The 25,882-nt window shown below is 66.5% G+C and carries 26 protein-coding genes; 19 read left to right on the top strand and 7 right to left on the bottom strand.

The window, feature by feature from the left end; genetic code table 11:
• The first annotated feature begins 193 nt into the window (after positions 1-193).
• Both OG203_RS15685 and OG203_RS15680 read left to right on the top strand, forming a co-directional pair.
• Entirely contained in the window at positions 194-2,308 is a 2,115-nt protein-coding gene (locus tag OG203_RS15685) for a prolyl oligopeptidase family serine peptidase (RefSeq protein ID WP_405166391.1), read from the top strand.
• 717 nt (positions 2,309-3,025) lie between these two features.
• On the top strand, positions 3,026-4,093 hold the full coding sequence (locus OG203_RS15680) for a fatty acid desaturase family protein (protein WP_405166390.1): 1,068 nt from the start codon (positions 3,026-3,028) through the stop codon (positions 4,091-4,093).
• Positions 4,094-4,117: 24 nt separating this feature from the next.
• On the opposite strand, the gene OG203_RS15675 is transcribed toward OG203_RS15680, so the two are convergent.
• Complete coding sequence (locus OG203_RS15675) at positions 4,118-4,735, bottom strand: TetR/AcrR family transcriptional regulator (protein WP_405166389.1); 618 nt, start codon at positions 4,733-4,735, stop codon at positions 4,118-4,120.
• A gap of 74 nt (positions 4,736-4,809) precedes the next feature.
• Here OG203_RS15675 and OG203_RS15670 point away from each other — a divergent pair, with 74 nt between their 5' ends.
• Positions 4,810-5,676, top strand: a complete 867-nt coding sequence (locus tag OG203_RS15670) for an oxidoreductase (protein WP_405166388.1) — start codon at positions 4,810-4,812, stop codon at positions 5,674-5,676.
• A 300-nt stretch (positions 5,677-5,976) separates the two neighbouring features.
• On the top strand, positions 5,977-6,801 hold the full coding sequence (locus OG203_RS15665; protein WP_405166387.1) for an SGNH/GDSL hydrolase family protein: 825 nt from the start codon (positions 5,977-5,979) through the stop codon (positions 6,799-6,801).
• A 9-nt stretch (positions 6,802-6,810) separates the two neighbouring features.
• On the opposite strand, the gene OG203_RS15660 is transcribed toward OG203_RS15665, so the two are convergent.
• The gene (locus OG203_RS15660; RefSeq protein WP_405166386.1) at positions 6,811-7,524 is read right to left on the bottom strand and encodes a GDSL-type esterase/lipase family protein; all 714 of its coding nucleotides are present in this window, start codon (positions 7,522-7,524) and stop codon (positions 6,811-6,813) included.
• A 183-nt stretch (positions 7,525-7,707) separates the two neighbouring features.
• Between OG203_RS15660 and OG203_RS15655 the strand changes: the two genes are divergently transcribed.
• The 3 genes from OG203_RS15655 (at position 7,708) to OG203_RS15645 (ending at position 9,717) form a co-directional block, all read left to right on the top strand.
• A complete protein-coding gene (locus OG203_RS15655; protein WP_405166385.1) occupies positions 7,708-8,010 on the top strand; it encodes a hypothetical protein in 303 nt (100 codons plus the stop codon).
• A 249-nt stretch (positions 8,011-8,259) separates the two neighbouring features.
• Complete coding sequence (locus OG203_RS15650; RefSeq protein WP_405166384.1) at positions 8,260-8,703, top strand: hypothetical protein; 444 nt, start codon at positions 8,260-8,262, stop codon at positions 8,701-8,703.
• A 39-nt stretch (positions 8,704-8,742) separates the two neighbouring features.
• Complete coding sequence (locus OG203_RS15645; RefSeq protein WP_405166383.1) at positions 8,743-9,717, top strand: alpha/beta hydrolase; 975 nt, start codon at positions 8,743-8,745, stop codon at positions 9,715-9,717.
• A 54-nt stretch (positions 9,718-9,771) separates the two neighbouring features.
• Here the strand turns inward: OG203_RS15645 and OG203_RS15640 are convergent, their stop codons facing one another.
• Positions 9,772-10,236: a winged helix-turn-helix transcriptional regulator gene (locus tag OG203_RS15640; RefSeq protein WP_405166382.1), complete on the bottom strand. Its 465-nt coding sequence runs from the start codon at positions 10,234-10,236 to the stop codon at positions 9,772-9,774.
• Between the two features lie 86 nt (positions 10,237-10,322).
• Between OG203_RS15640 and OG203_RS15635 the strand changes: the two genes are divergently transcribed.
• From OG203_RS15635 to OG203_RS15615, 5 genes are all read left to right on the top strand, one after another.
• The gene (locus tag OG203_RS15635) at positions 10,323-11,561 is read left to right on the top strand and encodes an MFS transporter (RefSeq protein WP_405166381.1); all 1,239 of its coding nucleotides are present in this window, start codon (positions 10,323-10,325) and stop codon (positions 11,559-11,561) included.
• A gap of 184 nt (positions 11,562-11,745) precedes the next feature.
• Positions 11,746-12,183 carry a hypothetical protein gene (locus OG203_RS15630; protein ID WP_405166380.1) on the top strand — a complete coding sequence of 146 codons (438 nt, stop codon included), beginning with the start codon at positions 11,746-11,748 and terminating at the stop codon, positions 12,181-12,183.
• Positions 12,184-12,390: 207 nt separating this feature from the next.
• A complete protein-coding gene (locus OG203_RS15625; RefSeq protein ID WP_405166379.1) occupies positions 12,391-12,996 on the top strand; it encodes an MspA family porin in 606 nt (201 codons plus the stop codon).
• Positions 12,997-13,031: 35 nt separating this feature from the next.
• On the top strand, positions 13,032-13,733 hold the full coding sequence (locus tag OG203_RS15620; RefSeq protein ID WP_405166378.1) for an MspA family porin: 702 nt from the start codon (positions 13,032-13,034) through the stop codon (positions 13,731-13,733).
• 102 nt (positions 13,734-13,835) lie between these two features.
• Positions 13,836-14,321, top strand: a complete 486-nt coding sequence (locus OG203_RS15615; protein WP_405166377.1) for a GNAT family N-acetyltransferase — start codon at positions 13,836-13,838, stop codon at positions 14,319-14,321.
• 12 nt (positions 14,322-14,333) lie between these two features.
• On the opposite strand, the gene OG203_RS15610 is transcribed toward OG203_RS15615, so the two are convergent.
• Together OG203_RS15610 and OG203_RS15605 are read right to left on the bottom strand one after the other, a co-directional pair.
• Complete coding sequence (locus OG203_RS15610) at positions 14,334-16,037, bottom strand: ABC transporter ATP-binding protein (RefSeq protein ID WP_405166376.1); 1,704 nt, start codon at positions 16,035-16,037, stop codon at positions 14,334-14,336.
• Complete coding sequence (locus OG203_RS15605; RefSeq protein ID WP_405166375.1) at positions 16,034-17,857, bottom strand: ABC transporter ATP-binding protein; 1,824 nt, start codon at positions 17,855-17,857, stop codon at positions 16,034-16,036. Before OG203_RS15605 ends, OG203_RS15610 begins: the two co-directional genes overlap by 4 nt.
• A gap of 110 nt (positions 17,858-17,967) precedes the next feature.
• On the opposite strand from OG203_RS15605, the gene OG203_RS15600 reads away from it, so the two are divergent.
• The 4 genes from OG203_RS15600 (at position 17,968) to OG203_RS15585 (ending at position 22,676) form a co-directional block, all read left to right on the top strand.
• Positions 17,968-18,708, top strand: coding sequence for an alpha/beta hydrolase family protein (locus tag OG203_RS15600; RefSeq protein WP_405166374.1), 741 nt, complete (start codon positions 17,968-17,970; stop codon positions 18,706-18,708).
• Positions 18,709-18,792: 84 nt separating this feature from the next.
• A complete protein-coding gene (locus OG203_RS15595; RefSeq protein WP_405166373.1) occupies positions 18,793-20,250 on the top strand; it encodes an AMP nucleosidase in 1,458 nt (485 codons plus the stop codon).
• Positions 20,251-20,698: 448 nt separating this feature from the next.
• Positions 20,699-21,214 (top strand): hypothetical protein, encoded by a 516-nt coding sequence (locus OG203_RS15590; RefSeq protein WP_405166372.1) that lies wholly within the window; start codon positions 20,699-20,701, stop codon positions 21,212-21,214.
• A 46-nt stretch (positions 21,215-21,260) separates the two neighbouring features.
• Positions 21,261-22,676: a CAP domain-containing protein gene (locus OG203_RS15585; protein WP_405166371.1), complete on the top strand. Its 1,416-nt coding sequence runs from the start codon at positions 21,261-21,263 to the stop codon at positions 22,674-22,676.
• A gap of 84 nt (positions 22,677-22,760) precedes the next feature.
• Here OG203_RS15585 and OG203_RS15580 read toward each other — a convergent pair whose 3' ends face one another.
• Entirely contained in the window at positions 22,761-23,636 is an 876-nt protein-coding gene (locus OG203_RS15580; protein WP_405166370.1) for an LLM class F420-dependent oxidoreductase, read from the bottom strand.
• Between the two features lie 186 nt (positions 23,637-23,822).
• Here OG203_RS15580 and OG203_RS15575 point away from each other — a divergent pair, with 186 nt between their 5' ends.
• Positions 23,823-24,383 (top strand): hypothetical protein, encoded by a 561-nt coding sequence (locus OG203_RS15575; RefSeq protein ID WP_405166369.1) that lies wholly within the window; start codon positions 23,823-23,825, stop codon positions 24,381-24,383.
• Here the strand turns inward: OG203_RS15575 and OG203_RS15570 are convergent.
• On the bottom strand, positions 24,339-24,545 hold the full coding sequence (locus tag OG203_RS15570) for a hypothetical protein (RefSeq protein ID WP_405166368.1): 207 nt from the start codon (positions 24,543-24,545) through the stop codon (positions 24,339-24,341). The genes OG203_RS15575 and OG203_RS15570 overlap by 45 nt on opposite strands.
• Here OG203_RS15570 and OG203_RS15565 point away from each other — a divergent pair.
• Positions 24,544-24,735, top strand: coding sequence for a hypothetical protein (locus OG203_RS15565; protein ID WP_405166367.1), 192 nt, complete (start codon positions 24,544-24,546; stop codon positions 24,733-24,735). The two genes, OG203_RS15570 and OG203_RS15565, sit on opposite strands and share 2 nt — an antisense overlap.
• A gap of 93 nt (positions 24,736-24,828) precedes the next feature.
• Positions 24,829-25,878: an alpha/beta hydrolase gene (locus OG203_RS15560; RefSeq protein ID WP_405166366.1), complete on the top strand. Its 1,050-nt coding sequence runs from the start codon at positions 24,829-24,831 to the stop codon at positions 25,876-25,878.
• Positions 25,879-25,882: the final 4 nt, after the last annotated feature.

Below are 25,882 nucleotides of genomic sequence, written 5' to 3'. Positions count from 1 at the left end.
ATCGAGTACGGGCAAACTTGTCTGCACTGTGTATCGACCGCGACGCGCATTTGGTTAAATCCCGTCGGCCGCAGCGCCGATCATCGCCGCCGACAGCGGTTGGCAGGGTCCGCGTTCGCGGCCGAAACGCCCACCGACAGAACGAATCCCGTGCGACTGGCAGTTTGTCGGTCATGGCCAGTATGGTCGGGGCATGTCGACGACGTCGGACTCCTTCCCCCGCCGGAGCGCGCGCACCCAGCGATTCACGCTCGGCGCCCCGCGTGCTTTCACCGTGGCACCCGACGGCGCGCGCGTCGTCTTCCTGCGCTCTGCCTCCGGTACGGACCGGGCGAGTTCGGTGTGGGTCCTCGATATGGCGCTGGGCGAGGAGCGGGTGGCGGCCGACCCGCGCGTCCTGCTCGGCGGCGCGGCCGAAGACCTGCCACCCGAGGAGCTCGCGCGTCGCGAACGCAGCCGCGAGGGCGGCGAGGGCATCGTCGGCTACGCCACCGATAACGCCGTGGAGTTGGCGTCATTCGCATTATCGGGCCGGTTGTTCGCGGCCCAACTGCGGGATGGCACGGCACGTGAACTCCCCGCCGCCGGACCGGCGATCGACCCGCGCCCTTCCCCCGACGGTCGGCACGTCGCCTATGTCGCGGACGGTGCGCTGCGGGTCGTGCGCACCGACGGCGAGGACGAGCGGGCGCTCGCCGAGCCGGAGTCGGCCAACATCACCTATGGTCTGGCCGAGTTCATCGCGGCGGAGGAGATGTCCCGCTCCCGAGGCTTCTGGTGGTCGCCGGACTCGCGGCGGCTGCTGGTCGCGCGCGTGGACGACACACCGGTACGGCGCTGGTGGATCTCCGACCCGGCCAGGCCGGAGGTCGACCCTCGGTCCGTCGCCTACCCGGCGGCGGGCACCGACAACGCGGACGTACGGCTGTTCGTGATCGGCCTGGACGGGGTGCGCACGGAGGTCGTCTGGGATCGGGCGCGCTATCCGTACCTCGCGCATGTGCACTGGTCGGAAGCGGGTGCTCCGCTGCTGCTCGTACAGGCGCGTGATCAGCGCAGTCAGCTGTCGTTGGCGGTGTCTCCGGAGACAGGCTCGACCCGGGTCGTGCACGGCGACGACGATCCAGTCTGGTTCGATCTCTTCCCCGGCGTGCCCTGCTGGAGCCCGTCGGGACAGCTCGTACGGATCGCCGATGAGGGCGACGCACGTGTCCTCACGGTCGGTGAACGCCCGCTGACGGGCCCAGAGTTGCACCTGCGCGCGGTACTCGACGTCGGGCCGGACGACGTGCTGGTCACCGCGTCGGCCGGGGCCGAAGCCGCCGAGCCCGAAACCGGCGAGATACACGTCTATCGCGTCAATGAGCTCGGCCTGGAGCGTGTTTCGCACGAACCGGGCGTGCACTCGGCGGTGCGCGCGGGGGGCGTCACCATGCTGGTGTCCGCCACCCTCGACCGGCCGGGCACCCAGGTACAGGTGCTTCGCGAGGGGACGCGGGTGGCGACGATCGCCTCGTTTGCGGAAGATCCCGGTCTGTCCCCGAGGGTGACCCTGACCGAGGCGGGCAAACGGCGCATCCCGTGCGCCGTCCTGCTCCCCAGTGATTACGACGGCACGGCGCCGCTCCCTGTCCTCGTCGATCCCTACGGCGGTCCGCACGGTCAGCGGGTGCTCGCCGCGCACAATCCGCATCTGACCTCGCAGTGGTTCGCCGACCAGGGATTCGCGGTCGTGGTCGCCGACGGGCGCGGCACCCCGGGTCGCTCCCCGGCCTGGGAGAAAGCGATCCGCGACGACCTCGCGGCAGTCGTCCTCGAAGACCAGGTGGACGCGGTGCAGGCGCTCGCCGAGGACTTCCCCCTCGACCTGAACCGGGTCGCCATCCGCGGCTGGTCCTTCGGCGGTTATCTGGCGGCGCTCGCGGTGCTGCGCCGCCCGGACGTCTTCCACGCGGCCGTGGTTGGTGCGCCGGTCACCGATCTGCGTCTCTACGACACCCATTACCAGGAGCGCTACCTCGGCCACCCGGACGAGCAGCCGGAAATCTATCGGCGCAACTCGCTGATCGACGACGCGGGCCTGGTCGACGCGGTCGAGCCGCACCGGCCGATGATGATCATCCATGGCTTCGCCGACGACAATGTGGTGGTCGCGCACTCCCTGCGGTTGTCCTCGGCTCTGCTGGCCGCCGGTCGGCCACACGAAGTGCTGCCACTGTCCGGCGTCACCCACATGACCCCGCAGGAGTCGGTCGCCGAGAACCTACTGCGCCTCCAACTGGACTTCCTGCGGCGCTCGCTCACCTAGCCGAGCAAACCCGAAGCGGGAGTTGCGATCTGGTCGGTGCCCGAGCTGGTTCGGGTCGCGCTCAGTCAGCGACTGGATTGCGGCGGGTGACGAGTACGTGTTCACGCACGTAACGGACCGACCCGGCCGAGCACGCCAGCGGTGGCGCCCATTGCTTTCGACGGCGAAATGTTGCGGATCACCGAAATGGGCCGGTCACGCCGGAGTTCGGCCATTATGGCTGTGGCACAACGGGTTACAACCTTGCTGACGGCACGGGCATCGAATAGTCCTGTCGGCCAACCGATCTGGAGCGGTGGTGGTCGACTGTCCGGGTCCGCGAGCCATGGCCCGGTTCTGGGGAGCCCCGACACCATGCTCGTTGACACTGGCCTACGCCCCTCAACACCTCCTGCTCGACCCCGCGGCACCCATGTGTGCCACCATCGTCCTGCTCGGTGAGCCCGGCTGGTGAACCGACGCTTGACCCATTGAGAGCGGACATCCGCCCGGCGACCCGGATGTATTGGCCGATAACCGATTACCAGCCTCGATCCGCGGTTAGCATCCGATATCACACCACGGTCCGATACCACGTCATACCAAGGGATTACGGGCAACGAGAATCCGGCGGATAGCTTCGGAGTATCGAAATCGGCGCCCTGGTCCGAACATCGACCGGCCTGGCATTGTCGACGGACGGAGGTGGCGTCTCCGACTCAGCTCTCAGGAAGATCTATGACGACACCTGCTTTGGTCCCCGAGTCACCCGCGCGGACACCGCGGCGCGGCGCCGACGGCGATTACCCCCGCCTGTTGCGCCGGATCTCCGAGGCGGGGCTGCTGAACCGGCGTCCGGTCTACTATGCCGTCCGGCTCAGCCTCGTCGGCATCGCGTTCGCGGCTGGCTGGGCGGCGTTCGTCCTCATCGGCGATTCGTGGTGGACGCTGCTGGTCGCTGGCTTCATGGCCGTGACGTTCGCGCAAGTCGCGCTCGTCATGCACGATGTCGCACACCGCCAAGTCTTCCGGCTCCGGCAGCCGACGGAGTTGGTGGGACGACTCGTCGGCAACGCGGGCATCGGCCTCGGCTACGGCTGGTGGCAGGACAAGCACACCCGCCATCACGCCAACCCGAACCACGAGGAACTCGACCCCGATGTCGCGCCCGACATTCTGGTCTGGTCACAACGGCAGGCACGGTCCAGCCGCGGTCTGGCTCGTCTCATCGGAAGGGCGCAGGCGTTCCTGTTCTTCCCGCTCCTGTTGCTGGAGGGCCTGAACCTGCACGTGGCCGGCGTACGTGCGCTCAGAAGTCGATCGGTCAAACACCGCGGCGTGGAGGGCGCACTGCTGTTCGGCCACTTCGCCAGCTACCTGACCGCACTGTTCGCGATTCTGCCCGCCGACAAAGCCTTCGCGTTCATCGCCGTACACCAAGGCCTCTTCGGCCTGTACATGGGCTGCATCTTCGCCCCGAACCACAAAGGCATGCCGACCTTGACCGGCGACGACCGCCCCGACTACCTCCGTCGTCAGGTGCTGACCTCCCGCAACGTCCGCGGTGGCGTGTTGACCGACCTCGCCCTCGGCGGGCTCAACTATCAGATCGAGCACCACTTGTTCCCGAGCATGCCGACGCCGAACCTGCGCCACGCCCAGGTGATCGTCCGCGACTACTGCACCGAAATCGGCGTGCCCTACCACGAAACCGGGTTGATCTCCTCGTACCGCGAGGCGCTGACACATCTGCACCACGTCGGCGCCCCGCTGCGCGCCCCCGATAGCCGAAGTGCCACAACGTAATCGTTGAACACAAGCTGGCCTCTGCTAGCCGCCATCAAGCCTCAGGGCGTTGAGCCACAGGTGGGTGAGGGTCGCCGCGGTGTCGTCGAGTGAGCTGCCGGCCTTCGACGCTTGATAGAACGCGCGCTCGGTCATCCACACGAGTGCGGTCGTGATGGCGTGCGCGCCGGTCGGACCGTGGTCATCGGCAAGCCCGGCGCGCCGGCCGATGCCCCGGGTGATGTCGCGAATGGCGGCGACGGCCGAATGCCAGCTCTCGCCGACGGCCTCGACGGTGGGGCTGAGCTCGACGGCGGCGCGCATGACATTGCCGTGGTCGCGCCACATGTCGCGGGTCTGGTCGATGCTGCGGCGCAGGGCGAGCGCCGGTTCGCCGGAGGCGTCGGCGGCTTCGATCTCCGTGCGCAGCGTGGCCACGGTTCGCGCGACCAGGGCGGCAAGGACCGCGTTCTTGGAGGCGAAGTAGAAGTAGAACGCTCCCCGGGTGATGCCAACCGCCTTGGTGATCGTCTCGATCGTCATCCGATCGAATCCGATGGCGTCCAGCTGCTTTTCGGCGGCGTCGAGGATGGCTTGCTCGCGCTGGTCGCCCTTGGTTGGCGCGGTCCGGCGGCGGCCGCGGGGGGTTCCGGTCTCGGGCACGAACGCCATCCTACCCCGGGAAGATTATTTTCTACACTGTGTTGATTTTATATAACAGAGTGTAGATTTGCCGGATGACTGATCGAATCACCGGCAAGACCTTCCTCATCACCGGCGTGAGTTCCGGCTTCGGACAGGCGATCGCGCGCAAGGCCATCCAGGACGGCCACGTCGTGGTCGGCACCGTCCGCCGCGAAGCCGATGCCGCGCAATTCCGAGCACTGCATCCGAGCCGCGCCCTCGCGCGGATTCTCGACGTCACCGACGACGCGGCGGTCCTCGACACGGTGAATGACATCGAATCGACGGTCGGCCCGATCGACGTCGTTATCGCCAACGCCGGATACGGCCACGAAGGGGTCTTCGAGGAATCGCCACTGGCCGAACTGCGAAACCAGTTCGCGGTCAACGTCTTCGGCGCGGTCGCCACCATCCAGGCGGTGCTGCCGCACCTGCGGGCCCGGCGATCGGGCCACATTCTGGGCATCACTTCCATGGGTGGGCTCATGACGGTGCCGGGCCTGGCGTACTACCACGGCAGCAAATACGCCTTGGAGGGAATTCTCGAGACGCTCGGCAAGGAGGTCGCCGGGTTCGGCATCCACGTCACGGCCGTCGCGCCCGGTTCGTTCCGCACCGACTGGGCGGGGCGATCCATGGTTCGCACCGAACGTTCGATCTCGGACTACGACGAGCTGATGGATCCGGTGCGCGCACACCGAAGGGCGGCCGACGGCAATCAGCTCGGAGATCCGGAAAAGGCCGCGGCCGCAATACTTTCGGTGATCGGGGCGGCGGAGCCACCGGCGCACCTGGTACTCGGCTCCGACGCCCTGCGGCTGGTGCGAGCCGGGCGAGCGGCCGTGGACGCCGAGATCGACAAGTGGGCCGACCTCTCGCGCACCACGGACTTCGCCGAAGGCGCACAACTGCCGGGCTGACCCGACAGCCGCACCGGCGCAGTAGCGTTCGGTATTCACCGAGTAACCAACCGGCCAGCAGCGCCGGTACCGAAGGAAAATCGCGCGGCTGCTCGGCACGGCAACGCCGAGCAGCACTCCCCAGTTGCGCATTGCCGCATGTCAGACGGTGGGGAGCAACGGTTTTCGTGGTGGAGCCGGAGGGGTTCGTATCGTGACTCTGTCCTCATTTGTCTCTCCGCACTGCACATAGCCGTTTTCGCTGAACGGCAGTGCTCCCATTACTTCCGCGCCGCTGTTGCCTTTCCTTGGAGCAAAACAATGATTCGCGCCCGTGCATTGCAGGCGACCTTCGCCGCACTCGTGACCGCCTTGCTGCCCGCTACCGTCGCCCTTGCCGACACCCCGGCATCCACCGACTATGTCGCACTTGGCGACTCATACTCGTCCGGCGTCGGCATCGGCGACTACCGCCCCGACAGCGGTGACTGCCTTCGCAGCGACTCCGCCTACCCCGCACTATGGGCGGGATCCCACGCGGTGGGCTCCTTCACCTTCAACGCCTGCAGCGCCGCAACCACCCAGGACGTGCGCAACAGCCAACTGGGCGCGCTGAACGACCGGACCGGCCTGGTCACCATCACCGCCGGTGGCAACGACGCCGGCTTCTCCGACATCCTGCGCTCCTGCGTGTTCCCCGCCAGCGACGCCAGCTGCGACGCGGCCGTCAACGGTGGCATCTCCTACGCCAACCACACACTGCCCGGCCGCCTCGACGGGCTCTACCAAGACATCAAGGCCAAGGCGCCGAAAGCCAAGGTCGTCGTCCTCGGCTACCCGAGGCTCTTCGAACGTGATGCCTGTCCGTTGAGCTTCAGCCTGCACAAACGCGACTCCCTCAACCGCGGGGCCGACGAACTCGACCGGGTCATCGCGGCCCGTGCCCAGTCCGCCGGATTCAGCTTCGCCAACCCGACCTCCCGCTTCGCCGGGCACGGCATCTGCGGTGAAGATCCGTGGATCAATCAACTGAACATCGCCGACCCCGTCGAGTCCTATCACCCCAACGAGGACGGCCACGCCCACGGCTACCTGCCAACACTGAACGCGGCGACCGGGCAACTGAGCCAGCGGGTAGCCGGCTGATCGTCTCGCTCAGGCCTGGACTTCGGCCGGTGCGACCAGGCCGAGCCAGGCCGCCGCGAGTGCGGCGTGACCAGCCGGTGTCGGGTGCACGCCGTCCTCGGCCAAGTACTCCGGTCCGGTCGTCGCGGCGAGCTCGGCGAACATGCCGTCCGCGGCAAGCAGCCGCGCGCCGTACTCGCGGGCGAGTTCGCGCACGACCTGGATCTTCGGGTCCAGGTCGGCGCGCCACTGCTTGCGGCCCGCTTCGTCGATAATCGCGTAGCCGTTGCCGACCTCGATGGCGCCGCTGATCGGCAGGAGGAACGGCTCGATGAGGATCAGCTCGGCACCGGTGTCGGCGAGGGGTGCGAGCAGCCGTTCGTATCCCGCCGCGTAGTCCTGCGCGGAGATCAGGTAGCCGTCCGGGGCGAGCGAATGCCAGCCGACGTCGTTGATGCCGACGAGAATCGACACCACGTCCGGGCGTGCGTCGAGAACGTCTGCCTGCCAACGTGTTTCGAGGTCCATCACCTTGCAGCCTGCGAGCGCGGAGTTCAGCCAGGTCACCGGCCGGTCCGGGTGCCGCAGTCGCCACTCGTCCGCGATGCGCAGCGGATAGCCGAATCGGTGGCCCTCTTCGTTCTCGAGCCGTTGCGGGTCGGTGATCGAATCGCCGGTGAACAGCACGGTGCTGCCAGCTCGGAGGGTGATCGGCCTCCGCTCGTGCACATCGAATTCATCCATGAGCCAATGCTTTTCGACACCTCTTGCACCGCCCTGGCGCGACGCTTGCGGCGCGAATTCGTTGCCACGGCGCACGATCCCCCCGACCATTGCGCCCGGCCTTCTGCGGTCTTGTCGCAGGTCGGCTCGGTTTCTAGCGTTGAGAGTCGAGGCCGCTATTCCATCAGAGCAACGGAGTACATGATGAATGCAACTATCCGCGCCGGTATCGCTGGCGCCGCCGTGATCAGTGCGCTGATTCTCGGTAGCGCACAGGCTTGGGCGAACAATGACAGCCGCTCGCAGGTCGCACCGGGGGACAGCAGCTCGCAGAGTGGGAATCCGAATGCGACTCGGGAGGGCGTCGCGACTCGGGACGGCGCCGACACGTGGACTCCGAACAATCGGGACGGCGCCGACACATGGACTCCGAAGACTCGCGACGGCGCCACTACTCAGGACGGCATCCGCGTCAACGCGAGTCCGGACGGCATCCGGGTGAACTGATCCCGGCGGGATCGACCGGGGCGGGACCCAGCAACCTACGCCGGACCGGCGTTGGCCGTTCGCGTGTGCTGGCTCCCGCTCGCGAGTCGATGGAGTCGGACCGGCTCTGCTAGCGTGGAACTTTGCTAGCAAATTGCTGGATCCGCAGTGGCGGCGTGGTCCGAGGGGATCGACCCGCGGCTGATCCGCCCGAGGACGGGAGTCATGATGCGAGGCGTTCTGAAGTGTGCGGCAGTATCGATTCTTCCGATGGTCACGTTCGTCATATCCGCTGGTCCAGCGTCTGCGGATCCGACGTCTTTCGAACCTGCGCACGTCGACGCTGGACCGGGGTGTTCCGGAACGGTCAGCGCCGAGGTGTCGTACAGTCAGGGCCAACAGGCCCGTGAGTTTGCGAACTTCATCGATAGCTCGGCAAGGGTAACGGTGAATTTCGCTCCCGATGCCGCCAGCAATCCGTTCAGCTCGTTGTCCGCTTCGATGGGCAACAACTGTCAAATCTCCACGACGGTCACGATGCGCAATCTGGATACCGGTGTGAGCAATACCGAGACGCGGACAACCGAGCACGACAGCCATTACGGGTGGAACGCCGCCTTCTTTACGCTCGACGGTGCTGGCCGCGTCGCCGTCCAGGTGAGCACGAACCCCAACCCGTCCGAGCTGACCATCGACGTGCCCCCGCCCTTCTAACCGCCGGGACCCGCGACGCCGCGGACGTACGATGCGTAGGTGCAGAGCCGCGAGGTCAGCTGGTCGCTCGGTCCGACCACCGTGTACGGGACGCTGCTGCGGCCCGACGGCGAGGGTCCGTTCCCCGGCGTAGTGCTGGTGGCCGGTAGCGGTCCCACCGACCGCGACTGGAATTCGCCGCTGCTTCCCGGATCCAACGGAAGCGGCCGCCTGCTGGCGGAGGCGCTCGGTCGGGCGGGCATCGCCTCGTTGCGCTACGACAAGCGCGCGTCGGGACCCCATGTGCGGGAGACCATTCCGCTGCTGATCGGCAAGATGAGCATGCAGAGCCACCTCGACGAGCTCACCGGCGCCGTGCGCGCCCTCGCGGCCGAGGACAACGTCCGCGCCGATCGGATTTTCGGACTCGGCAACAGCGAGGGGACGCTGCACGTTCTCAATTACGCGATGCACGACGTCGAACCCCCTTTCGCCGGGTTGGTGCTCACCGGCCCTCCTGGTCGCGCCGTCGGTGACGTGGCCAGATCGCAGTTGGCCGCGCAGGCGACGGCGATCCCCAACGGCGCGGAGCTGCTCGGCCTGTACGACGCGTCGATCGCGCGGTTCCTGGCGGGCGAGCCCATCGCCGCGGATCCCGTTCTCCCCGAAGATGTTACGAATATCCTGCGCGCCTTGGAAAGCCCGGCCAATCTGCCCTTCGCCCGCGAGTTGTGGACGGCGGATGCGGTGGCCCCGCTCGGCCGGGTGAGCGTGCCCGTCCTCGTCGTCATCGGCAAGAAGGACGTTCAGGTGGACTGGCAGGTCGACGGCGATCCGTTGCGACGTGCGGCCGCGGGGCGCGAAGACGTGACGTTCCTGTTCCCCGAGAACGCGAACCACGTGCTGAAGCACGAGCCGAGACCGCGTTCGGAGCTGGTTCAGGCCCAGGTCATGGTCGGTTACAACGCTGACGATGCCAGCCTGGATCCGGAGGCGGTGGCCGCCATCGTGGCGTGGCTGGCAGCCCGCGAATGACGACTCCGCCGTCGACGCGGACCGTGCTATCCGAATCGCTTGCGGTGCAGCAGATTACGCATCTTCCGAGCCGACCTTGCGGACTCGGGTGGTCGCCGCGGTGACGCGCTCGCCCTCGTGATTTTCGGTGCGCAGTCGGGCGACGGGGCCGCCGTCATGATCGACGAGTGTCGAGTGCGGTTCGTTGCCGGTGAAGGCGTGGCGTTCGCCCCACTGGCGCAACGCCACGACGATGGTGAACAGATCCTGCCCGGCTGAGGTGAGTTCGTAGCTGTGCCGCTTGCCGCCCGGAGCGGTGCTCGTGGCGAGGATGCCGTGCTCGACGAGCCTGCGCAGGCGATCGCTGAGGATGTTCCTGGCGATCCCGAGCCGCTGCTGGAATTCGGTGAACGTCGCCGCGCCGTCCATGGCGTCACGCACGATCAGCAGGCTCCATCGGTCGCCGACGAGGTCGACGGTTCGCGCGACCGGGCAGGTGGGGTCGGTCCACTCGCGGCCGGAACCGAGCGTCGTGGTCATGACCCTCCTCCTGATTGGTTGCACTTCGAAACCATTATGCCCTACGCTCCAATGGTTGCATTTTGCTACTAATTTTGGAGGGTGTGGTGGCGACAGGAGTTACCAGGTCGCAGCGGTTCGTCCTGGCACTGGTGTGCGCGGTGGCCGTGTCGACGATCTATGCGATCCAGCCGGTATTGGCGACAGCGGGCAGCAGCCTTGGATTGGCGCGCGGGTCGCTGGGCTGGCTGGTGGCCGCCGGGCAGGTCGGCTACTTCGTCGGTCTCGTGCTGCTGGTCCCGCTCGGCGACGTGGTGAATCGGCGTCGGCTCATCACCGTGCATCTCGCGCTCACCGCCGTCGGGGCCGCGGTCGTTGCCGTCGCGCCGAACGGTGCCGTCGCGGTGACGGGGCTGGCGATCGCGGGTCTGTTCGCGGTTGTTGTTCAGGTGACCGTTGCCTACGTCGCCGCCGTGTCCGCGCCGAACGAGCGGGGCCGCAATATCGGCGCGGTCACCTCCGGTGTGGTGATCGGCATCCTCGGCGTCCGCGTCCTCGCGGGAGTTCTTGGCGACACGGTCAGCTGGCGCGCCGTGTACGCACTGCTCGCAATGCTCTGCGTGGCACTGGCTTTCACCGTCCGCGCGACACTCGACCCGGACCGCGGCACTCCCGGCGCACGCTACGCGCAGGTGCTGGCATCGATGGGGCGGCTCGTGCGCACGGATCGCCTGTTCCTGAGCCGAGGGCTGATCACCTTCTTGCTCTTTGCGTCCTTCGGAACCCTCTGGAGCGGGCTCGCTTTCCCGCTCGGCACCGATCCCTGGAACTTCGGCACCACCCAGATCGGCCTGTTCGGACTGGTGGGCCTGGCCGGAGCACTCGGCGCCGCCCGCGCGGGACGATGGGCCGATTCCGGTCGCGCACAAGCGATTACCGGTTCCGCCCTGGCGCTGCTCACCGCCTCCTGGCTACTCATCGCCCGGACCGAAGCAACCCTGTGGTTGCTCATCATCGGCATCATCCTGCTCGACTTCGCCGTCCAGGCAGTACATGTCAGTAGCCAACACCTACTGACCGCAGCCCATCCAGACCAGGCCAGCAGCGTCATAGGCGCCTACATGTCCTTCTACTCCCTCGGATCCGCCCTCGGCGCGATCACCACCACCTGGGCATACGGCACCTGGGGCTGGTCGGGCTCCTGCTGGGTCGGCGCCGCCTACTCCTTTGCCGCCCTGGCCCTGTGGGGCCTGGCCCAGGCGACCCGCATTGCCCGACCGGCCGCGCCAGACCGCGCCCGCCCTTTGCCGGTCGAGTTGGCTGCATCGAACGAATGCTGTTGGTAGAGCTGAACTTCAGGCGCGATTAGGTGGGTCTTAACGACACCGCCGGGAGTGGTTTGTTTCGATACGCTGACCCATGAAATAGCTGCCGCTGCGCAATGGCGCGCTATCGCCGGGTGTGCTGAAGCGAGTGGCTGAAGCGGGTGGTGCGGCCGCGAATGATGTTATGTGGGAAGGGATTCAAGTGATGAGGGCGCGGCGAATGCTGGCGGGAATGGTGGCAGCGGTGGTCGCTGCGTTGTCTATTGGGGTGGCGGCTCCGGCACAGGCTGATCCGCTGCCGCAATTGACGACCGTCGGAACCTCGCTCTACACCTTCGGCGACGCGAGCTTCTGCGCGGGCGCGATCGATGTCGCACTCGAGGCCGCGCCGCGGCGGCCCGGCCACGTGCTGGCACATGTGACACCGCGCGGTTACCTGGGCGGCCCGTGCGGCAACCAGGTGAAGCTGGGCTGGGTGGGTTCGGCGGGTCCGCGAACCCAGGATGTCTATGTCGGCGCCGACGCGACGCCGGGCGACACCGTCACGGCGGACCTGTGGGTGGGGATGGGACCGGCCAAGGTCATGGCGGCCGCATGGCCCATCAAGGGCACGTTCGCGGAGTGGTATCTGCTGGTGCCGTAGCGCGCCTCCGGCAGCCAGCAGTGGACCCGGGATCCGGCGGCATCGGCGGGCGGTCCTGACGCCGCACGAATTCGATGCCGCCGGAATCCCTTTGGTCGAATGCGCCCACGGACTCGGCATACAGGAAGCACACCGGTGATTCCCAGCTGACGTTCAACTTTGTGTGCGACCTTTGCGGTTCCTGCTTGCTGTCGAGGATGAGGTTTGATGAGGGTGCTTGATGGTGTCGGCCGCGGCGCGGCCGGTATCGGCGTCGGGCTGGCAGTGCTGATGCTCGGATGTGGGGTGGCGGGCGCCGATACCGTGGTGCCGCTGCCTGCCGGTGAGCAGGCATTGACCACGGCGACCGGTATTCCGGTTGACCTGACCAGGACCGGTGAGACCGCGATCATCTCACCGTCGCTGGCCGCCAACGGCATGTCACGGACGGCGCAGCTATCGGGTACCGCGTATGCCACGGTCCCGGGCGCGACGGGCGGCACCTTGGAAACCGGGTATCTGGTCGGCTGCCAGGTGGATCTATCCGGTGGGTTGTCGCTCGGCGGTGATGTCTACCTGTCGCCCGAATCGATGTCGCCGGAATTGAACCCAAGTATCAAGCTGGTGCCCGGGGGAGTGGCGGTGGTGAAGTTCGGCTCCAAGACGATCGATCCCGCGGCGGGTGCCGTCGGTATCGCGTACCGCAATCGCGGTATTCAGCTGAGCGGGTGCGGTGGATTCGCGGAGGCGCGCGCCTACAGCGCGTTGACCGTCACCAACGACAAGGGTTCGGCCGAAGTGACGTTGTACGGCGACCCGTTCAGCGTCGGCTGAGCGACGTGAATCGATCGAACGAGAGGAACAGCGCGATGCGCGGTTCACTGTGCGCCGCGCTGGTCGCGGGCGCCTTCCTGCTGGTGCCGACCGGTCTGGCACGAGCAGACACCCCGGTGACACTCCCCGACGGGCACGACCAGTTCACCACTCGCGACGGTGTCGCCGCCGCGGTCGACCGCACCGGCGAGCAGGCGACGATCTCCGGGTCGATGGCGTCGAGCCCGCTCTCCCGCAACGTGTGGGTGTCCGGTGTGACGTCGATACACCTCACCGTGCCCGCCGGTGTCACGGTCAGCGGCGGCCGGATCGAGACCGGCTATCTCGTTGGCTGCCAGGTGGATCTGGGCAGTGCCACGCATGCGGACGGCAGCGGCGATACGCCGAGCGACCCGAAAACCGACACCCCCGCCGGCCCCGATAAGGGCGGCAACGGGGGCAGCGACGGCCTCAGTGCTGGCGGTTACGCCGGTGGCACCGTGAACAATTCGGGCGTCTCGCCCTACGCCGACCCCTCTTTGAGCATTCAGCTGAAGCCAGGCAAAGTAGCCACCAAGAAGATCGAGGACTACACCTTCACCGGCACCTCCGGCATCACCCAATACGTGAATCACACGCTGTCCGTGGAAGGTTGCGCAGGCGCCGCCGAAGCCCGCGCCTACACGACGGTCACGGTGCACGACAACGTCATGGACGACACCGAAACACTGTGGGGCCAACCTTTCAGCATCGGCTAGGGCAATGTCTGAATACTGCTGGACCGCAAGGGGATTCGCGGCACGGTCCCGTTCGGCAAATCTCCGCGACACTGCGCGGCCAAATCCGGCAGACTGTCGGACATGGACATGGTGACCATCCGTAAGGCGACCCTCGCGGACGATGCCCAACTGGCCGATCTCAATTGGCGCAGTTGGTCTCCGGTGTCCGAGATTGCTCCGCGCCCACCTCGGGGCCGTCCGTTCTTCGGCGAATCCGACTCGCCGGAGCACTACCTGGTCGCGGTACTCGACAACCGGGTCGTCGGCTATCTTCGCCTGATTCAACCGATTCCGGTCCCGAGCTGTGCCCACGTCCGCCATATTCAGGGCTTCGTCGTCGATGAAGAATTCCGCGGCAACGGTATCGGCTCCGACCTCATCGAGAATGCCGTCGCCGAATCCCGTCGCCAGGGCGCGACCCGCCTCAGCCTCCGTGTCCTGTCCCCCAACACCGATGCCCGCCGACTCTACGAACGCATGGGCTTCGTCGTCGAAGGCACCCTGCGCGGTGAGTTCCGCATCGACGGCGAATACGTCGACGACATCGTCATGGCGCGCACGGTCTGACCTCGGCACTTGCTACGGCACCATGGAGATATCCCAGAAAGCGGCGTAGCGGCCATCGCGATGCAGTAGTTCTTCGTGGCTGCCCTGTTCGACGATGCGGCCGCCGTCGAGGAAGACGATGTGGTCGGCGCGTTGCACGGTGCGCAGGCGGTGCGCGACCATGACCACTGTTCGGCCCGCCATCAGGCGCTCGATACCCGCGTGGACGGCCGCCTCGTTGGTCGGGTCCAGCGCCGAGGTCACCTCGTCGAGTAGCACGATGGGGGCGTTCTTCAGCAGCGCGCGTGCGATCGAAACACGTTGGCGCTCACCGCCGGACAGCAGTGCGCCGCCTTCGCCGACGTGTGTCGCCCAACCGCCGGGCAGGCGCTCGATCACCTCGTCGAGTCGCGCGGCGGTCGCCGCGGCGCGCACCTCGGCTTCGCCGGCGTCGGGACGGCCGAGGCGTACGTTCTCCTCGATGGTGCCGTCGAAGAGATAGACATCCTGGAAGACGATGGCGATCTGCCGCATCAAAACCTCGGTGCTGATGGCGCGCACATCGACGCCTCCCACCCGCACCGCACCTTCGTCTACGTCGTAGAACCGCGCGAGCAACCGCAGCAAGGTGGACTTGCCCGCACCCGATGGTCCGACAATGGCGAGCCGCTGTCCCTGTGGAACAGCCAACGACAGGCTGTCGATCAAGGTGCGGTTGTGCTGCCGGAAGGTCACAGAGTCGAACCGCAGGTCGCGGCTCACCGGCTCGATCGGTTCGCGAGCTTCCGGCAGCGGCTCGGCGCGCAGCACCGCGTCGAGCCTGGCCAGTTCGGCACGTGCGCCGCGCAGTTTCCCGCCGATATCGGTCAGCGAGAGCAGCGGATCGGCACACCGGGCGGTGAGCACCAGGATCGCCAAAACCTCTGCCGCGCTGATGTTTCCGCCGAGTGCGAGGTAGGTGGCGAGGATCAGCAGCGCGGTGAACATCGCCTGCACCGTGAGCGTAAGGCCCACCGCGCCGGGCAGCGCCGACAGCGTGGAACGCCGGGCCGCACGCTGGACGTCGGACAGCGAGTCGTCGAGCAACCTGAACCGCGCACCGGTCCGGCCGCCAGCCCGCAGCACCGGCTGGGCCTGCAGGTATTCGATGACTCGCGCCGAGGCCTCGCGCCCGCGTTCGGCGCTGTCCGCATCGGCGGCGGCCATCGAGCGTCCCGTCCAGATCTGCACCGCCGCGACCAGCGGCACGGCGACCAACGCGGCCAACCCCAGCTGCCATTGGAAGGCGAACATCACGACGATGATCGTCAGCGGAGTGACACACGCGGAGATGAACGGCGCAAGCAGATGCGCCGCCACACTCATCGCCTGCAAGAGACCGCGACTGGCCAGCACGGACACCTCACCGACCCGGTTGGCGCTGTACCAGCCAATGGGCAAGCGCGCCAGATGATCACCGAGCCGGTGATACATCCCGCGCAACATCGTCGCCCCGACCCGGAACCCGGACAGGTCGCTGCGATAGCGCAGCGCCGCGTACACCGCGACCGCGACCCCGAACGCGATCAGCCAAGGTTCGGCAGCGCCGGGGTCACTCCCGAACAGCGCCCGCAGCACGGGAACCAGCAGTGCGTAGGACAACCCCTCGACAATCGCGGTGAGCGTCATCAGGGCCATGGTGTGGCGCATCGACCGGGCGTACTCAGGGCCGAGCACCTGCAGCAGCATGCGAATCATCGGAGCTCATCTCCTCGCGGTACTTGGGTTTCGATCTCTGCGGCCTGGTGCGAACGCCAGAACTCCGCGAATCTTCCGTTCTGCGTGAGCAATTCGCCGGGCCTGCCCCGTTCGACGATCACCCCGTCGTCGAGCATCACCACGGTGTCGGCGTCGGCGACCGTCTCGAGTCGATGCGCGATGACGAGAATCGTCCGATCGCCCGCCAGCGTCGAAAGGGCTTCGCGCACCGCGTGTTCGGTCTGCGGGTCGGCGAAGGCGGTTGCCTCGTCCAGCACAAGCACCGGTGCGTCGGCGAGCAGGGCGCGCGCGATCGAAATGCGTTGCGCCTCACCGCCGGACAGTTCGACATCCGCGCCGATCACCGACTCGTAGCCGCGCGGCAGCTGGAGAATTCGATCGTGGATATTCGCCAGCTTGGCAATGCGAACCACCGCATCGAGGTCGGCATGCGGAACCGCCAGCGCGATATTGTCCGCGATCGACGCGCGCAACAGGCGAACGTCCTGGAAGACGAAGGAGACCGTCCGGTAGAGGTCCCGACTGCTCAGTTCCCGCAGATCGACACCACCCAGGACGACCGAACCGTGCGTCGGGTCGAAGAATCGCGGCAAAAGCTGTACCAGCGTGGACTTTCCGCTGCCCGAAGGCCCGACGAGCGCGGTGACCGTCCCCGGTTCGAGCACCAGGTCGATGCCGCGCAACACCTCGTGATCGGCCTCATAGCCGAATCGAACATCCCGCAGCTCGACCCGATGTCCCTGCGCCGCAACCGGATTCATCGGCTCCGGTAGGGGTGGCACGGCAAGCACGTCCTCGATCCGCCCGACCGCGCGCCAGGCGGCCTGCATATCGTCGAAGCCGTGGCCAAGTGCCGCCACCGGAGCGGTCAGGCCCAGACCGAGCAGCAGGAACGGCAGCAGATCCGCCGGGGCCAGTGCGCCGTTCGTGATCAGCGCGGTACCGCCGATCAGCACGACGAGCAGCACGAACGGCGGCGACAGCGCCAACTGCATCCCCGCGGCGATCGCGGAGACCGCGCGCACCCAGTGCAGGAAGGTATCGACGAAAGTGTCTGCGGCCGTGCGGAATTTACTGTGCGCGCGCCCGGATCCGCCGAACGCCTTGACCACCGAGATGCCCTGCACGAACTCGACCACCGAACTCGCGATCTGGCCCATGGCCGTATCGAACTCCTGCTGTTCGCGCAGCCGGATCGGCGTCATCATCAGGGGGACAAGCGCTATCGCCAACACCACCGGTATCAGCGTGATCAGCGTGAGCCGCCAGTCGACGGTGCAAAGATAGCTCAGCGATACCAGCGGCACCACGAACGCGGAGACGAGCTCGCCCGGCGCGTGCGCGATGAACGGGTGCACGGCACCGACGTCCTCGCCGACCACCTTCGCCAGCTCGCCGGTTCGGCGCCGCGCGAACCAGCCGATCGGCACCCGCCCGAGCCGCGCGGCCAGCTGCCTGCGAAACGACAGTTGCACCCGGCTGTCGACGACATGTCCGATGCCCGCCGAAGCGGCCGTGAACAGCAGTCGCACGAGTAAGCCGACCGCACCCGCGATCACCACGGCCCAGACATGACCGTGATCGAGCGGACCCGGCGACAACAGCGTGCGACCCAATTCGACGACCGCGAGCAGCGGTGCCAGACCCGCGACGGCACCGATGACCTGCAGCACGATCACGGCGGTGAAACTCAACAGATGTGGGCGCAGTAGACCCGAAATACGCTGTCCCGCTGCGGAATCAGCACTCGGTGGTGGTGTGGACTGCTCCCTCGCCTCGGCAAGGTCGATCACGGTCATCGTTCCCCCGTTCACAGTTTTAGTACGCGTATAAATAAGGTACCTCGAGCGGAACCGGTAGGCCACAGATCGTGTTTTGCTAACTTGCCCTGAGAGAAGAGGGGTGGCCGTTGACAGACCACGAGAGTTTCGAGCACCAGGAACTGGTGGCAATCGACCGGTTGCTGCGGCTGGGCGCCGACCCGGGCGTTGTCACGTCCTACGGTTCACACCCGGACCAGGTGATGGAGGTGTTCGGCGAATCGGGACCAACCGTGGTGAACATCCATGGCGGCTACTTTCGGCCAACCATTGATCGGACCCATGCCAGGCCGCTCGCCCGCGCCCTCGCCCGCGAAGGGTTTCGGGTCGTACTGCCGGAATATCGGCGCGTGCCAGGCGAACCCCAGATCGCGATCGAGGATCTGGACCTGTTCGAGACCGGCTTGACCGAGCCGGCGCTGTGGGTCGGCCATTCCGCGGGCGGGATGCTTGCGCTGACGCGGGCCTACCAGCGCCAGGCCGAGGTCCTCGCCTTGGCGCCGGTGGCGGATCTCGCACGCGCGTCCCGGCTGCACCTGGCCGACGATGCCGTCACCAGGTGGATGGGCGGGACTCCCGAACAGCACCCGCGCCGGTATGCCGACCTGGACCCCCAAGTGCGCCTGTCGCCGCGCCAGCCCGGTGTGCTCCTGGTGCACGGCACCGACGATCAGTCCGTTCCCGTCGCGTTGAGCCAGGACAGCCCGGCCGAATCGGTGGTGCTGCCGCACACCCACCATTTCGATCTCATCGACCCCGAGTCCGAAAAATGGCCGACGATACTGGAATTGGTGCGCTCGGCAGTGCGGGGGCTGACGGAAACGCGGTGAGCTGCCAGGTGCGAGCCGCGGCGGTGTCGGCGGGGTGAAATACGGTGTCCGTATCACGACTGACGACGCGACGCAGGGAGACACATGCCGAATCGGCCACCAGCCAGTTCGTTGACCAGCGCCGAGGCCCTGGATCAGCTGGAAACGCGCTACGCCGAATCCGTCGCCGCGTTGCGCGATGCGATCCGGGCCTTCGTCGAGAACGGCACGGTGCCGGACGAGGCCACCCGCGCCGCCGGGCTGTTCGTCTATCCCGAACTGCGCATCAGCTGGGACGGCGCGACGCCGTCGAAGAATCGTTCCCGCGCGTGGGGACGATTCACCCGCCCCGGCAGCTATGCCACCACGATCACCCGCCCGGACCTGCTGCGGCACTACCTGGCCGAACAGCTGGAGATGATCGAGCACGACTACGACGTGCGCATCGAGGTATCGCCGTCGCGGCAGGAGATCCCGTTCCCCTACGTTATCGACCGCGCCGACCTCGCGTTGGACAGCTCGATGGCCGCGGTGATGGCGCGGTATTTTCCGACCACCGATCTGGCAAGCATCGGTGACGAAACCGCCGACGGCATCTTCAATGCGATCGACACATTCCCGCTCAGTCATTTCGACGCGCTGCGCACCGATTTCTCGCTTGCCAGGTTGCAGCATTACACCGGAACGCCGGTAGACCATTTCCAGCCGTTCGTGCTCTTCACCAATTACACGCGTTATGTCGATGAATTCGTGCGCTGGGCGTGCGAGCAGATCGCCGATCCCGACAGTCCCTACGACGGTCTCTCCTGCCCGGGCGGCACGGTGATCGACGCCGAAACCCTCGGCGCGGCAACGACTTCGGATCTCGCGTGGAAGAAGCATCAGATGCCGGCCTGGCACCTGACCTCTGCCGATCGACGCGGCATCACCCTGGTGAACATCGGCGTCGGGCCGTCGAACGCGAAAACCATCTGCGATCACCTCGCGGTGCTGCGCCCGCACGCGTGGCTGATGATCGGCCACTGCGGTGGCCTGCGGGAGAGCCAGGCGATCGGCGACTACGTGCTCGCGCACGCGTATCTGCGCGACGATCACGTGCTGGATTCGGTGCTGCCGCCGGATATTCCGATTCCGAGCATCGCCGAGGTGCAGCGGGCGCTGTACGACGCCACCAAGATCGTCAGCAATATGCCGGGCGAAGAGGTGAAGCAGCGGCTGCGCACCGGCACCGTGGTCACCACCGACGATCGGAACTGGGAACTGCGCTACTCCGCGTCGGCCCTGCGTTTCAACCTGAGCCGCGCGGTCGCCATCGATATGGAAAGCGCGACGATCGCGGCGCAGGGGTATCGCTTCCGCGTGCCCTACGGCACCTTGCTGTGCGTCTCGGACAAGCCGCTACACGGCGAGATCAAACTGCCGGGCCAGGCGAACCGCTTCTACGAAGGGGCCATTTCGGAGCACCTGCAGATCGGCATCCGTGCCGTGGAATTGTTGCGCGCCGAAGGGGATCGGCTGCATTCGCGCAAGTTGCGCACCTTCAACGAGCCGCCGTTCCGGTAGTCAACCCTGGTCGCCGCGGCTCGGCCTCGCTGATCGCCGGGCCGCGACATGGTCGGGACGGCAGGGCACATGGGCGCGGGCGGCGATGGTCGCCGCGGCGTGGTGCACACCGGGTACGAGCGCGGGTTGGTCCAACGCCCAGGTGGAGTGGGTCTTCGGGCCCTTCGTGATCCGATGTGATCGGGGCGTTATCGGCCCGTGATCGACTGTGGCGCTGTTAATCAGCCCTCAACTCGATTTTAGAATTCGACTCACAACTCGTGGGTTGCTTCGTCGCGTCTTAACCTCATTTGCGGGATCAACAATTTGGTGGCACCAGCGAGCTAGGCCACCCGACCAACGGCGATCGGTAGGTCCCGACATGCAGCTCGACTCGGCAGCACCGAGCCTGTGCCTTTGGGGGACAGGCGATCCGACACGCGATCGACCACTCCGAAAGAAGCGTCTCATGGGTAAGCACAGCGCACCTAGCAAAAACCAGATCCCGGCCCGACTTGCCATTCTGTCGACGGCGACCTTGATCGGCCTCGGCGTCTCGGCGCACAGCGGAGCGGGACAGGCCGTCGCGGAATCGACGACGACCACCACCGCCAACCAGGGTGACCAGGTAGCACCGGCGCCCGCGAAGGCGAAGCGGGTCATGGCCGCCTCCGGGCACTCGGTCAGTCGGCAGGCGGGACACACCAGCCGTGCCGCGACAACGCCGAAGAAGAAGAAGCCCGGCGCCAAGCCGAAGGCCACCCCGACCGCGCAGCCGGGCGGCAACCCCCTCGAGCTGCTGAACAGCGGCAGTGCCGCGCTCGGCGGATTGGCCAAGACCCTCGAAACCGGCAGTGCCGCAATCACACCGCTGGCCAAGGCGCTCGCCACCGGCAGCACGGCGGCCAGCGGTAGCGCCGCGACCGGCAGCAAGGCCGCGGGCGGACTCGCGCCCCTGCTCGGCCTGCTCACCGGCAGCGCTTAGATCTCAGGCCACTCGAGGCCGCCAACCAGCAACAAGAAGGCATCTCATGGGTAAGCACAGTGCACCGCGAAAAGTTTCGCCGACCACAATGCTCACATTGTCCACCGCTTTCGGAGTATCAGCTTTCGCTGCCACTTTTGCTGGAGCTCCTACGGCCTCGGCGGGTCCTGATTCGCCCGCCGATGAGGTGATCAGCCTTACCAACGCTGCACGCACCAAAGCCGGCTGCTCTGCTTTGAAATCCGAGGAGCACCTCACCGAAGCCGCGCAGGCCCATACCAAAGATATGGCGGCCAGCGGCAACCTGGACCACAACTCGTCGAAGGGCGATCCGGGCGACCGGATCGGCGCGGCGGGCTACAAGGCGCAGACCTGGGCCGAGAACATCGCCGAGGGACAGACGAGTGCCTCCGAGGTTGTCGACGCGTGGATGAACAGCGAGGGCCACCGCGCGAACATCCTGAACTGCGGGCTCAAGGACATCGGCGTCGGCTACGCCAAGGCCGGCGACGGAACTCCTTACTGGACACAAGATTTCGGTGCGTCCAATGGTGCTGACAAGGACAAGGACAAGGATAAGGACAAAGAGAAAGACAAAGGCAAGCCGTCCGGAGGAGGGGACAAGCCTTCCGGCGGCGGTGACAAGGACAAGCCCGCTGGCGGTGGCGACAAGCCTTCCGGTGGTGGTGACAAGGACAAGCCGTCCGGCGGTGGCGACAAGCCTTCCGGTGGTGGTGACAAGGACAAGCCGTCCGGCGGTGGCGACAAGCCGTCCGGTGGTGGCGATAAGGACAAGCCCTCCGACGGAGGCGACCAGCCTTCCGATGGCGGCGACGATTCGTCCGAGGATCCTTCGGGCGGCGGCGGCGACGATTCGTCTGAAGACCCTTCGGGCGACGGTTCGGACGACTCTTCCGGCGACGATTCGTCGCAGGATCCTTCCGGTGACAGTTCGGACGAATCTTCAGACGGTGAGGGTGATTCGTCCGAGCAGCCATCCGGTGACGGCTCCGATGAGTCTTCGGATGACGGAGGCGATTCCGCCGAAGGCGCTGGGGGCGATGGTTCGGACGAGTCTTCCGACGGTGCCGGCGATTCGCTCGGGGATTCCTGGAGCGACCTGTTCTCCGACGGCGCGGGCGATGCGTCTGAAGCGGGCGATGCGTCCGACGCGGGCGATTCGGCTTCCGACAGCTTCGACTGGTTCGGCAATGGCGGAGGAGGCGACGCATCCGAGGACGGCCTCGGGGCGCTTACCGGCGGAGGGGACAACTTCGGCGGACTCGGCGACCTGTTGGGCGGACTCGGCGGCGGCGGAGACGCTCTCGGTGGACTCGGTGACGCGGGAGACGCCTTGGGCGGACTCGCGGGTGCCGGCGACGCCCTTGGCGGACTCGGTGAACTGGGCGAAGGCCTTGGCGGACTCGGCGAAGGCCTCGGCGCACTCGCCGGTGGTTTATAGCTAGTCGGCTTACTCCGATTCGATCGCCGAACAAGGCTGACTGCCAACCTTGTTCGGCGATCGTCTGCGTTGCGGTCGGGGTGCTCAGCCGAGTTCGGCGAGTTGCGCGACCGCGGGAGCCATCCCGTCGATCCACGCGGCGGGCGAACCCGTGGTCGGGTTGATGATGACGGCGTGCACGCCGAGCTTGGCGTAATCGGCCATCTGCCGGACGAACTCGTCGCGGGTGTCCGGGGTCGGCCGCGGATTGTTGGCCATGATGGTGATCCGGAGGTCGTGGTAATCGCGGCCGACGTCGTCGCAGTGCCGCCGCAGCACGTCGAGCTTGTGCTCGACGTCGGAGGGCGAGCTGCCGAAGAGGTTGCACGCGTCGCCGTACTGAGCGACCAGCCGAAGGGTCTTGCGTTCGCCGCTACCGCCGATGAGGATGTTCGGCCGGTGCAGCGGCTGTGGCGAGCAGAGCGTCTCGGCCAGCTGGTAGTGCTTGCCCTCGAACGGCCCGTTGTTCGCCGGATCCCACATCTGCAGACAGATGCGCAGCGCCTCCTCCAATCGCTCGAACCGTTCGGCGATCGGCGGGTACGGCACGCCGAGCGCGAGGTGCTCGCGCTCGAACCAGGCGGCGCCGATCCCGAGCGCGGCCCGGCCACCGGAGAGCACATCGAGCGTGGTGACGATCTTGGCGAGTAGGCCGGGGTGGCGATAGGTCACGCCGGTGACGAGCAGGCCGAGTTCGATAGTGGAGGTGTGCGCGGCCAGGAAGCCGAGCGTGGTGTAACCCTCGAGCATGTTCGACTCGGCGGGTAGCCCGGTCGGCTCGATCTGAAAGTAGTGGTCCATGAAGGACAGCCAGGTCGCACCGGACGCCTCGGCCGCGGCGCCCACCCTGGCGAGTTCACCGGCGATCGCGGTGTCGCCGCCGTCGATGTCGAAAACAGGGATATGAAAACCGAGCTCCATTGAAGGATCTCCTCGCGTGTCGGTAATCCAGAACTGTCACGCTACGACCTGGAGTGCACTCTAAGTCAAGTGTCGCCGCCGCCGCAGGTCTGCCACGCTCGAGCGAGCGGCGAATGTACGTTCGTAGATGTTGCAATCCCCTGGGAGCCGGTCGACGAGGAAGTAGGTGCGATGCACTGGGACCAGATGACCGCCACACCGGACGAGCTACGCGAGCGCGCGAACCGAGTCCGGCGCGCTGTCGGACAGCTCGGCGTGCTCGAGTCGATCATCAACGCGGCGGACGGCCCGTGGCTCGGCGCCATGGACGCCGACGGACGCGGCGCCGCGGAGCTGAAGATGCACCTGGCCGGGCGTTATCGGCTCACCGCCGTGGTGACGACCGCCGGAAAGCTCAGCCTCGTGCAGATGAACGCGCCGACGCCGGGTCTTGCCGCGGAACGAGTGCTCTCCCCGAAGACCGCGTCCCGGCGGGGCTGGGACGCCACCGAGGAGATGCCCAAGCAGCCGGAGTGGCTCGACTACGTCGTGGAGTGGGTCCGCAATGCCAGCGAAGACGTCGACCGCCGTGCCGTCATCGAATGGCGGTTGAACGGGGCCGACCAGAAGCTGGCCGCCATGGACGACACGATCGACAGCATGCGCGCCAGCCTGCTCGAGCGCGAACAGCTGCGCGATGAACTCGCCACCGAGGTGGTCGAATTACGGACCGAGCTCGAATCGCTCGACAAAGCCGACGCCGGTTGACGCACCGCGGAACGCGCCGTACTCGGCGCGTCCGCTCGTGCGTGAAAACCACTGGGCGAGTTGCTTGATCGGGCGGTAGTGGAATTCGCGGCCGGCGTCGACGCCCGCGATCGGTGCCCGTTCGTTCACGCGGTGGATGCGGTTGGCGTCGGCGGACGCCATGAACATTCCGCTGACTCCGTACATCGGAATCCCTTTTGCCGCACGCGAATTTGCTGTCGGTGGCGCCGGTGGACAGGAAAGAACTCACTGCGGCGGTGGGGAACAATTCTTTCGTCAACGCCGTGACGGCGGTCATGACATCGGATTCGGTAAAGCCAGCGTCGAGTGGCTTGTCAGCGTGTTTGCTTGACTGGCGGCCGAATTTATCCCACAGTGATCTCGTTTCCGCGACCGTCGAGTCGCGTTCCCTTGTTTACATTCTGTGGAAACGAGAGGTGAGAGTTTGCGTACCGAACGACTCGGAAGGGGTTGGCCGACAAAAGCTGGCCGCTCGCTAGGCGCTGTCTTTCTCGCGGCGACAATTCTGGCCGGTCTTGCGATCGGCGCGGCGCCGGCCGCCAGCGCCGAGGACGGTTTCGCGCCGGGCGACGTTCCGTTGAGCCGGTATGCCGAACTCGGCCCGTACGAGACGGCGCAGACCACCGCGACGCACAGCTGTGATTCGTCGCCGTATGGCTCGGCGGTCAACAACACGTGGCGTTTCTGGGGTAATCAGTCGGAACTGCAATGCACCAATATATTTCCGTCGGGAACTGATTCGCCATTCGGTGTCACCTTCTATTACCCGAAGGACATCACGACTATGAGCCCGCTTCCGGTGCTCGTCTACTCGCCTGGTACCGGTCAGGAACCTGGGTATTACGACTCGAGTGCCCGCTTCTGGGCGAGCTACGGATACGTGATCGCGATGCCGTACGACCTGCTCAATTCGACTCCGGAAATGGGTCTCGGTGGCGTACAGGCACTTTCGAATGCCAACAAGAATCCCGAAAGCCCGATGTTCGGGAAGGTCGATCTGAGTCGCGTCATCTTCGCCGGACATTCCGGCGGCGGCGGGGCAACCCAGCTCAATGCGAGCGTGCCGCCCGACGCGTGGCACCTCATCGATCCGGACGTGAAGATCATCGGCGCGGTGCCAACCGAGCCGAGCCCGTACGCACTCGGCATCCTGCTCACCGTGCCGACCCTCTACCTCACCGGCTGCAACGACGCGATCGTATGGCACTGGTACTACCCGATGTGGACCCAATACCACACGGCGATAACAGTTCCGGCCTACCTCGCGTGCATCAGAGGAGGCACCCACATCACGCCGATGGACGACCCGGCGCATAATCCGTTCGCCCCGCTCACCCTGGCCTGGATGCAGTATCTAGCCAAGGGCGACAAGGACGCGGCAGCGTATTTCGTCGGTCCGAATTGGACGCTGCCGGGTGACCCCGGCGTGGAATACGTGATGCGTAATGCCTTGGCGGATCGTCTTCCCGAATAGAGCT

The sequence above is a fragment of the Nocardia sp. NBC_01499 genome (genome assembly GCF_045040275.1).
Lineage (GTDB): Bacteria > Actinomycetota > Actinomycetes > Mycobacteriales > Mycobacteriaceae > Nocardia.
Note: the sequence above shows the minus strand (reverse complement) of the source record. Positions and strands in the feature narration are given on the sequence as shown.

What these genes read in the sequence shown, in the direction of transcription:
- OG203_RS15685 (WP_405166391.1), top strand. Translation starts at nt 194, where the DNA reads ATGTCGACGACGTCGGACTCCTTCCCCCGCCGGAGCGCGCGCACCCAG.
- OG203_RS15680 (WP_405166390.1), top strand. Translation starts at nt 3,026, where the DNA reads ATGACGACACCTGCTTTGGTCCCCGAGTCACCCGCGCGGACACCGCGG.
- OG203_RS15670 (WP_405166388.1), top strand. Translation starts at nt 4,810, where the DNA reads ATGACTGATCGAATCACCGGCAAGACCTTCCTCATCACCGGCGTGAGT.
- OG203_RS15665 (WP_405166387.1), top strand. Translation starts at nt 5,977, where the DNA reads ATGATTCGCGCCCGTGCATTGCAGGCGACCTTCGCCGCACTCGTGACC.
- OG203_RS15660 (WP_405166386.1), bottom strand. Translation starts at nt 7,524, where the DNA reads ATGGATGAATTCGATGTGCACGAGCGGAGGCCGATCACCCTCCGAGCT.
- OG203_RS15655 (WP_405166385.1), top strand. Translation starts at nt 7,708, where the DNA reads ATGAATGCAACTATCCGCGCCGGTATCGCTGGCGCCGCCGTGATCAGT.
- OG203_RS15650 (WP_405166384.1), top strand. Translation starts at nt 8,260, where the DNA reads ATGGTCACGTTCGTCATATCCGCTGGTCCAGCGTCTGCGGATCCGACG.
- OG203_RS15640 (WP_405166382.1), bottom strand. Translation starts at nt 10,236, where the DNA reads ATGACCACGACGCTCGGTTCCGGCCGCGAGTGGACCGACCCCACCTGC.
- OG203_RS15630 (WP_405166380.1), top strand. Translation starts at nt 11,746, where the DNA reads ATGAGGGCGCGGCGAATGCTGGCGGGAATGGTGGCAGCGGTGGTCGCT.
- OG203_RS15625 (WP_405166379.1), top strand. Translation starts at nt 12,391, where the DNA reads ATGAGGGTGCTTGATGGTGTCGGCCGCGGCGCGGCCGGTATCGGCGTC.
- OG203_RS15620 (WP_405166378.1), top strand. Translation starts at nt 13,032, where the DNA reads ATGCGCGGTTCACTGTGCGCCGCGCTGGTCGCGGGCGCCTTCCTGCTG.
- OG203_RS15615 (WP_405166377.1), top strand. Translation starts at nt 13,836, where the DNA reads ATGGACATGGTGACCATCCGTAAGGCGACCCTCGCGGACGATGCCCAA.
- OG203_RS15610 (WP_405166376.1), bottom strand. Translation starts at nt 16,037, where the DNA reads ATGATTCGCATGCTGCTGCAGGTGCTCGGCCCTGAGTACGCCCGGTCG.
- OG203_RS15605 (WP_405166375.1), bottom strand. Translation starts at nt 17,857, where the DNA reads ATGACCGTGATCGACCTTGCCGAGGCGAGGGAGCAGTCCACACCACCA.
- OG203_RS15595 (WP_405166373.1), top strand. Translation starts at nt 18,793, where the DNA reads ATGCCGAATCGGCCACCAGCCAGTTCGTTGACCAGCGCCGAGGCCCTG.
- OG203_RS15590 (WP_405166372.1), top strand. Translation starts at nt 20,699, where the DNA reads ATGGGTAAGCACAGCGCACCTAGCAAAAACCAGATCCCGGCCCGACTT.
- OG203_RS15585 (WP_405166371.1), top strand. Translation starts at nt 21,261, where the DNA reads ATGGGTAAGCACAGTGCACCGCGAAAAGTTTCGCCGACCACAATGCTC.
- OG203_RS15580 (WP_405166370.1), bottom strand. Translation starts at nt 23,636, where the DNA reads ATGGAGCTCGGTTTTCATATCCCTGTTTTCGACATCGACGGCGGCGAC.
- OG203_RS15575 (WP_405166369.1), top strand. Translation starts at nt 23,823, where the DNA reads ATGACCGCCACACCGGACGAGCTACGCGAGCGCGCGAACCGAGTCCGG.
- OG203_RS15565 (WP_405166367.1), top strand. Translation starts at nt 24,544, where the DNA reads ATGAACATTCCGCTGACTCCGTACATCGGAATCCCTTTTGCCGCACGC.
- OG203_RS15570 (WP_405166368.1), bottom strand. Translation starts at nt 24,545, where the DNA reads ATGGCGTCCGCCGACGCCAACCGCATCCACCGCGTGAACGAACGGGCA.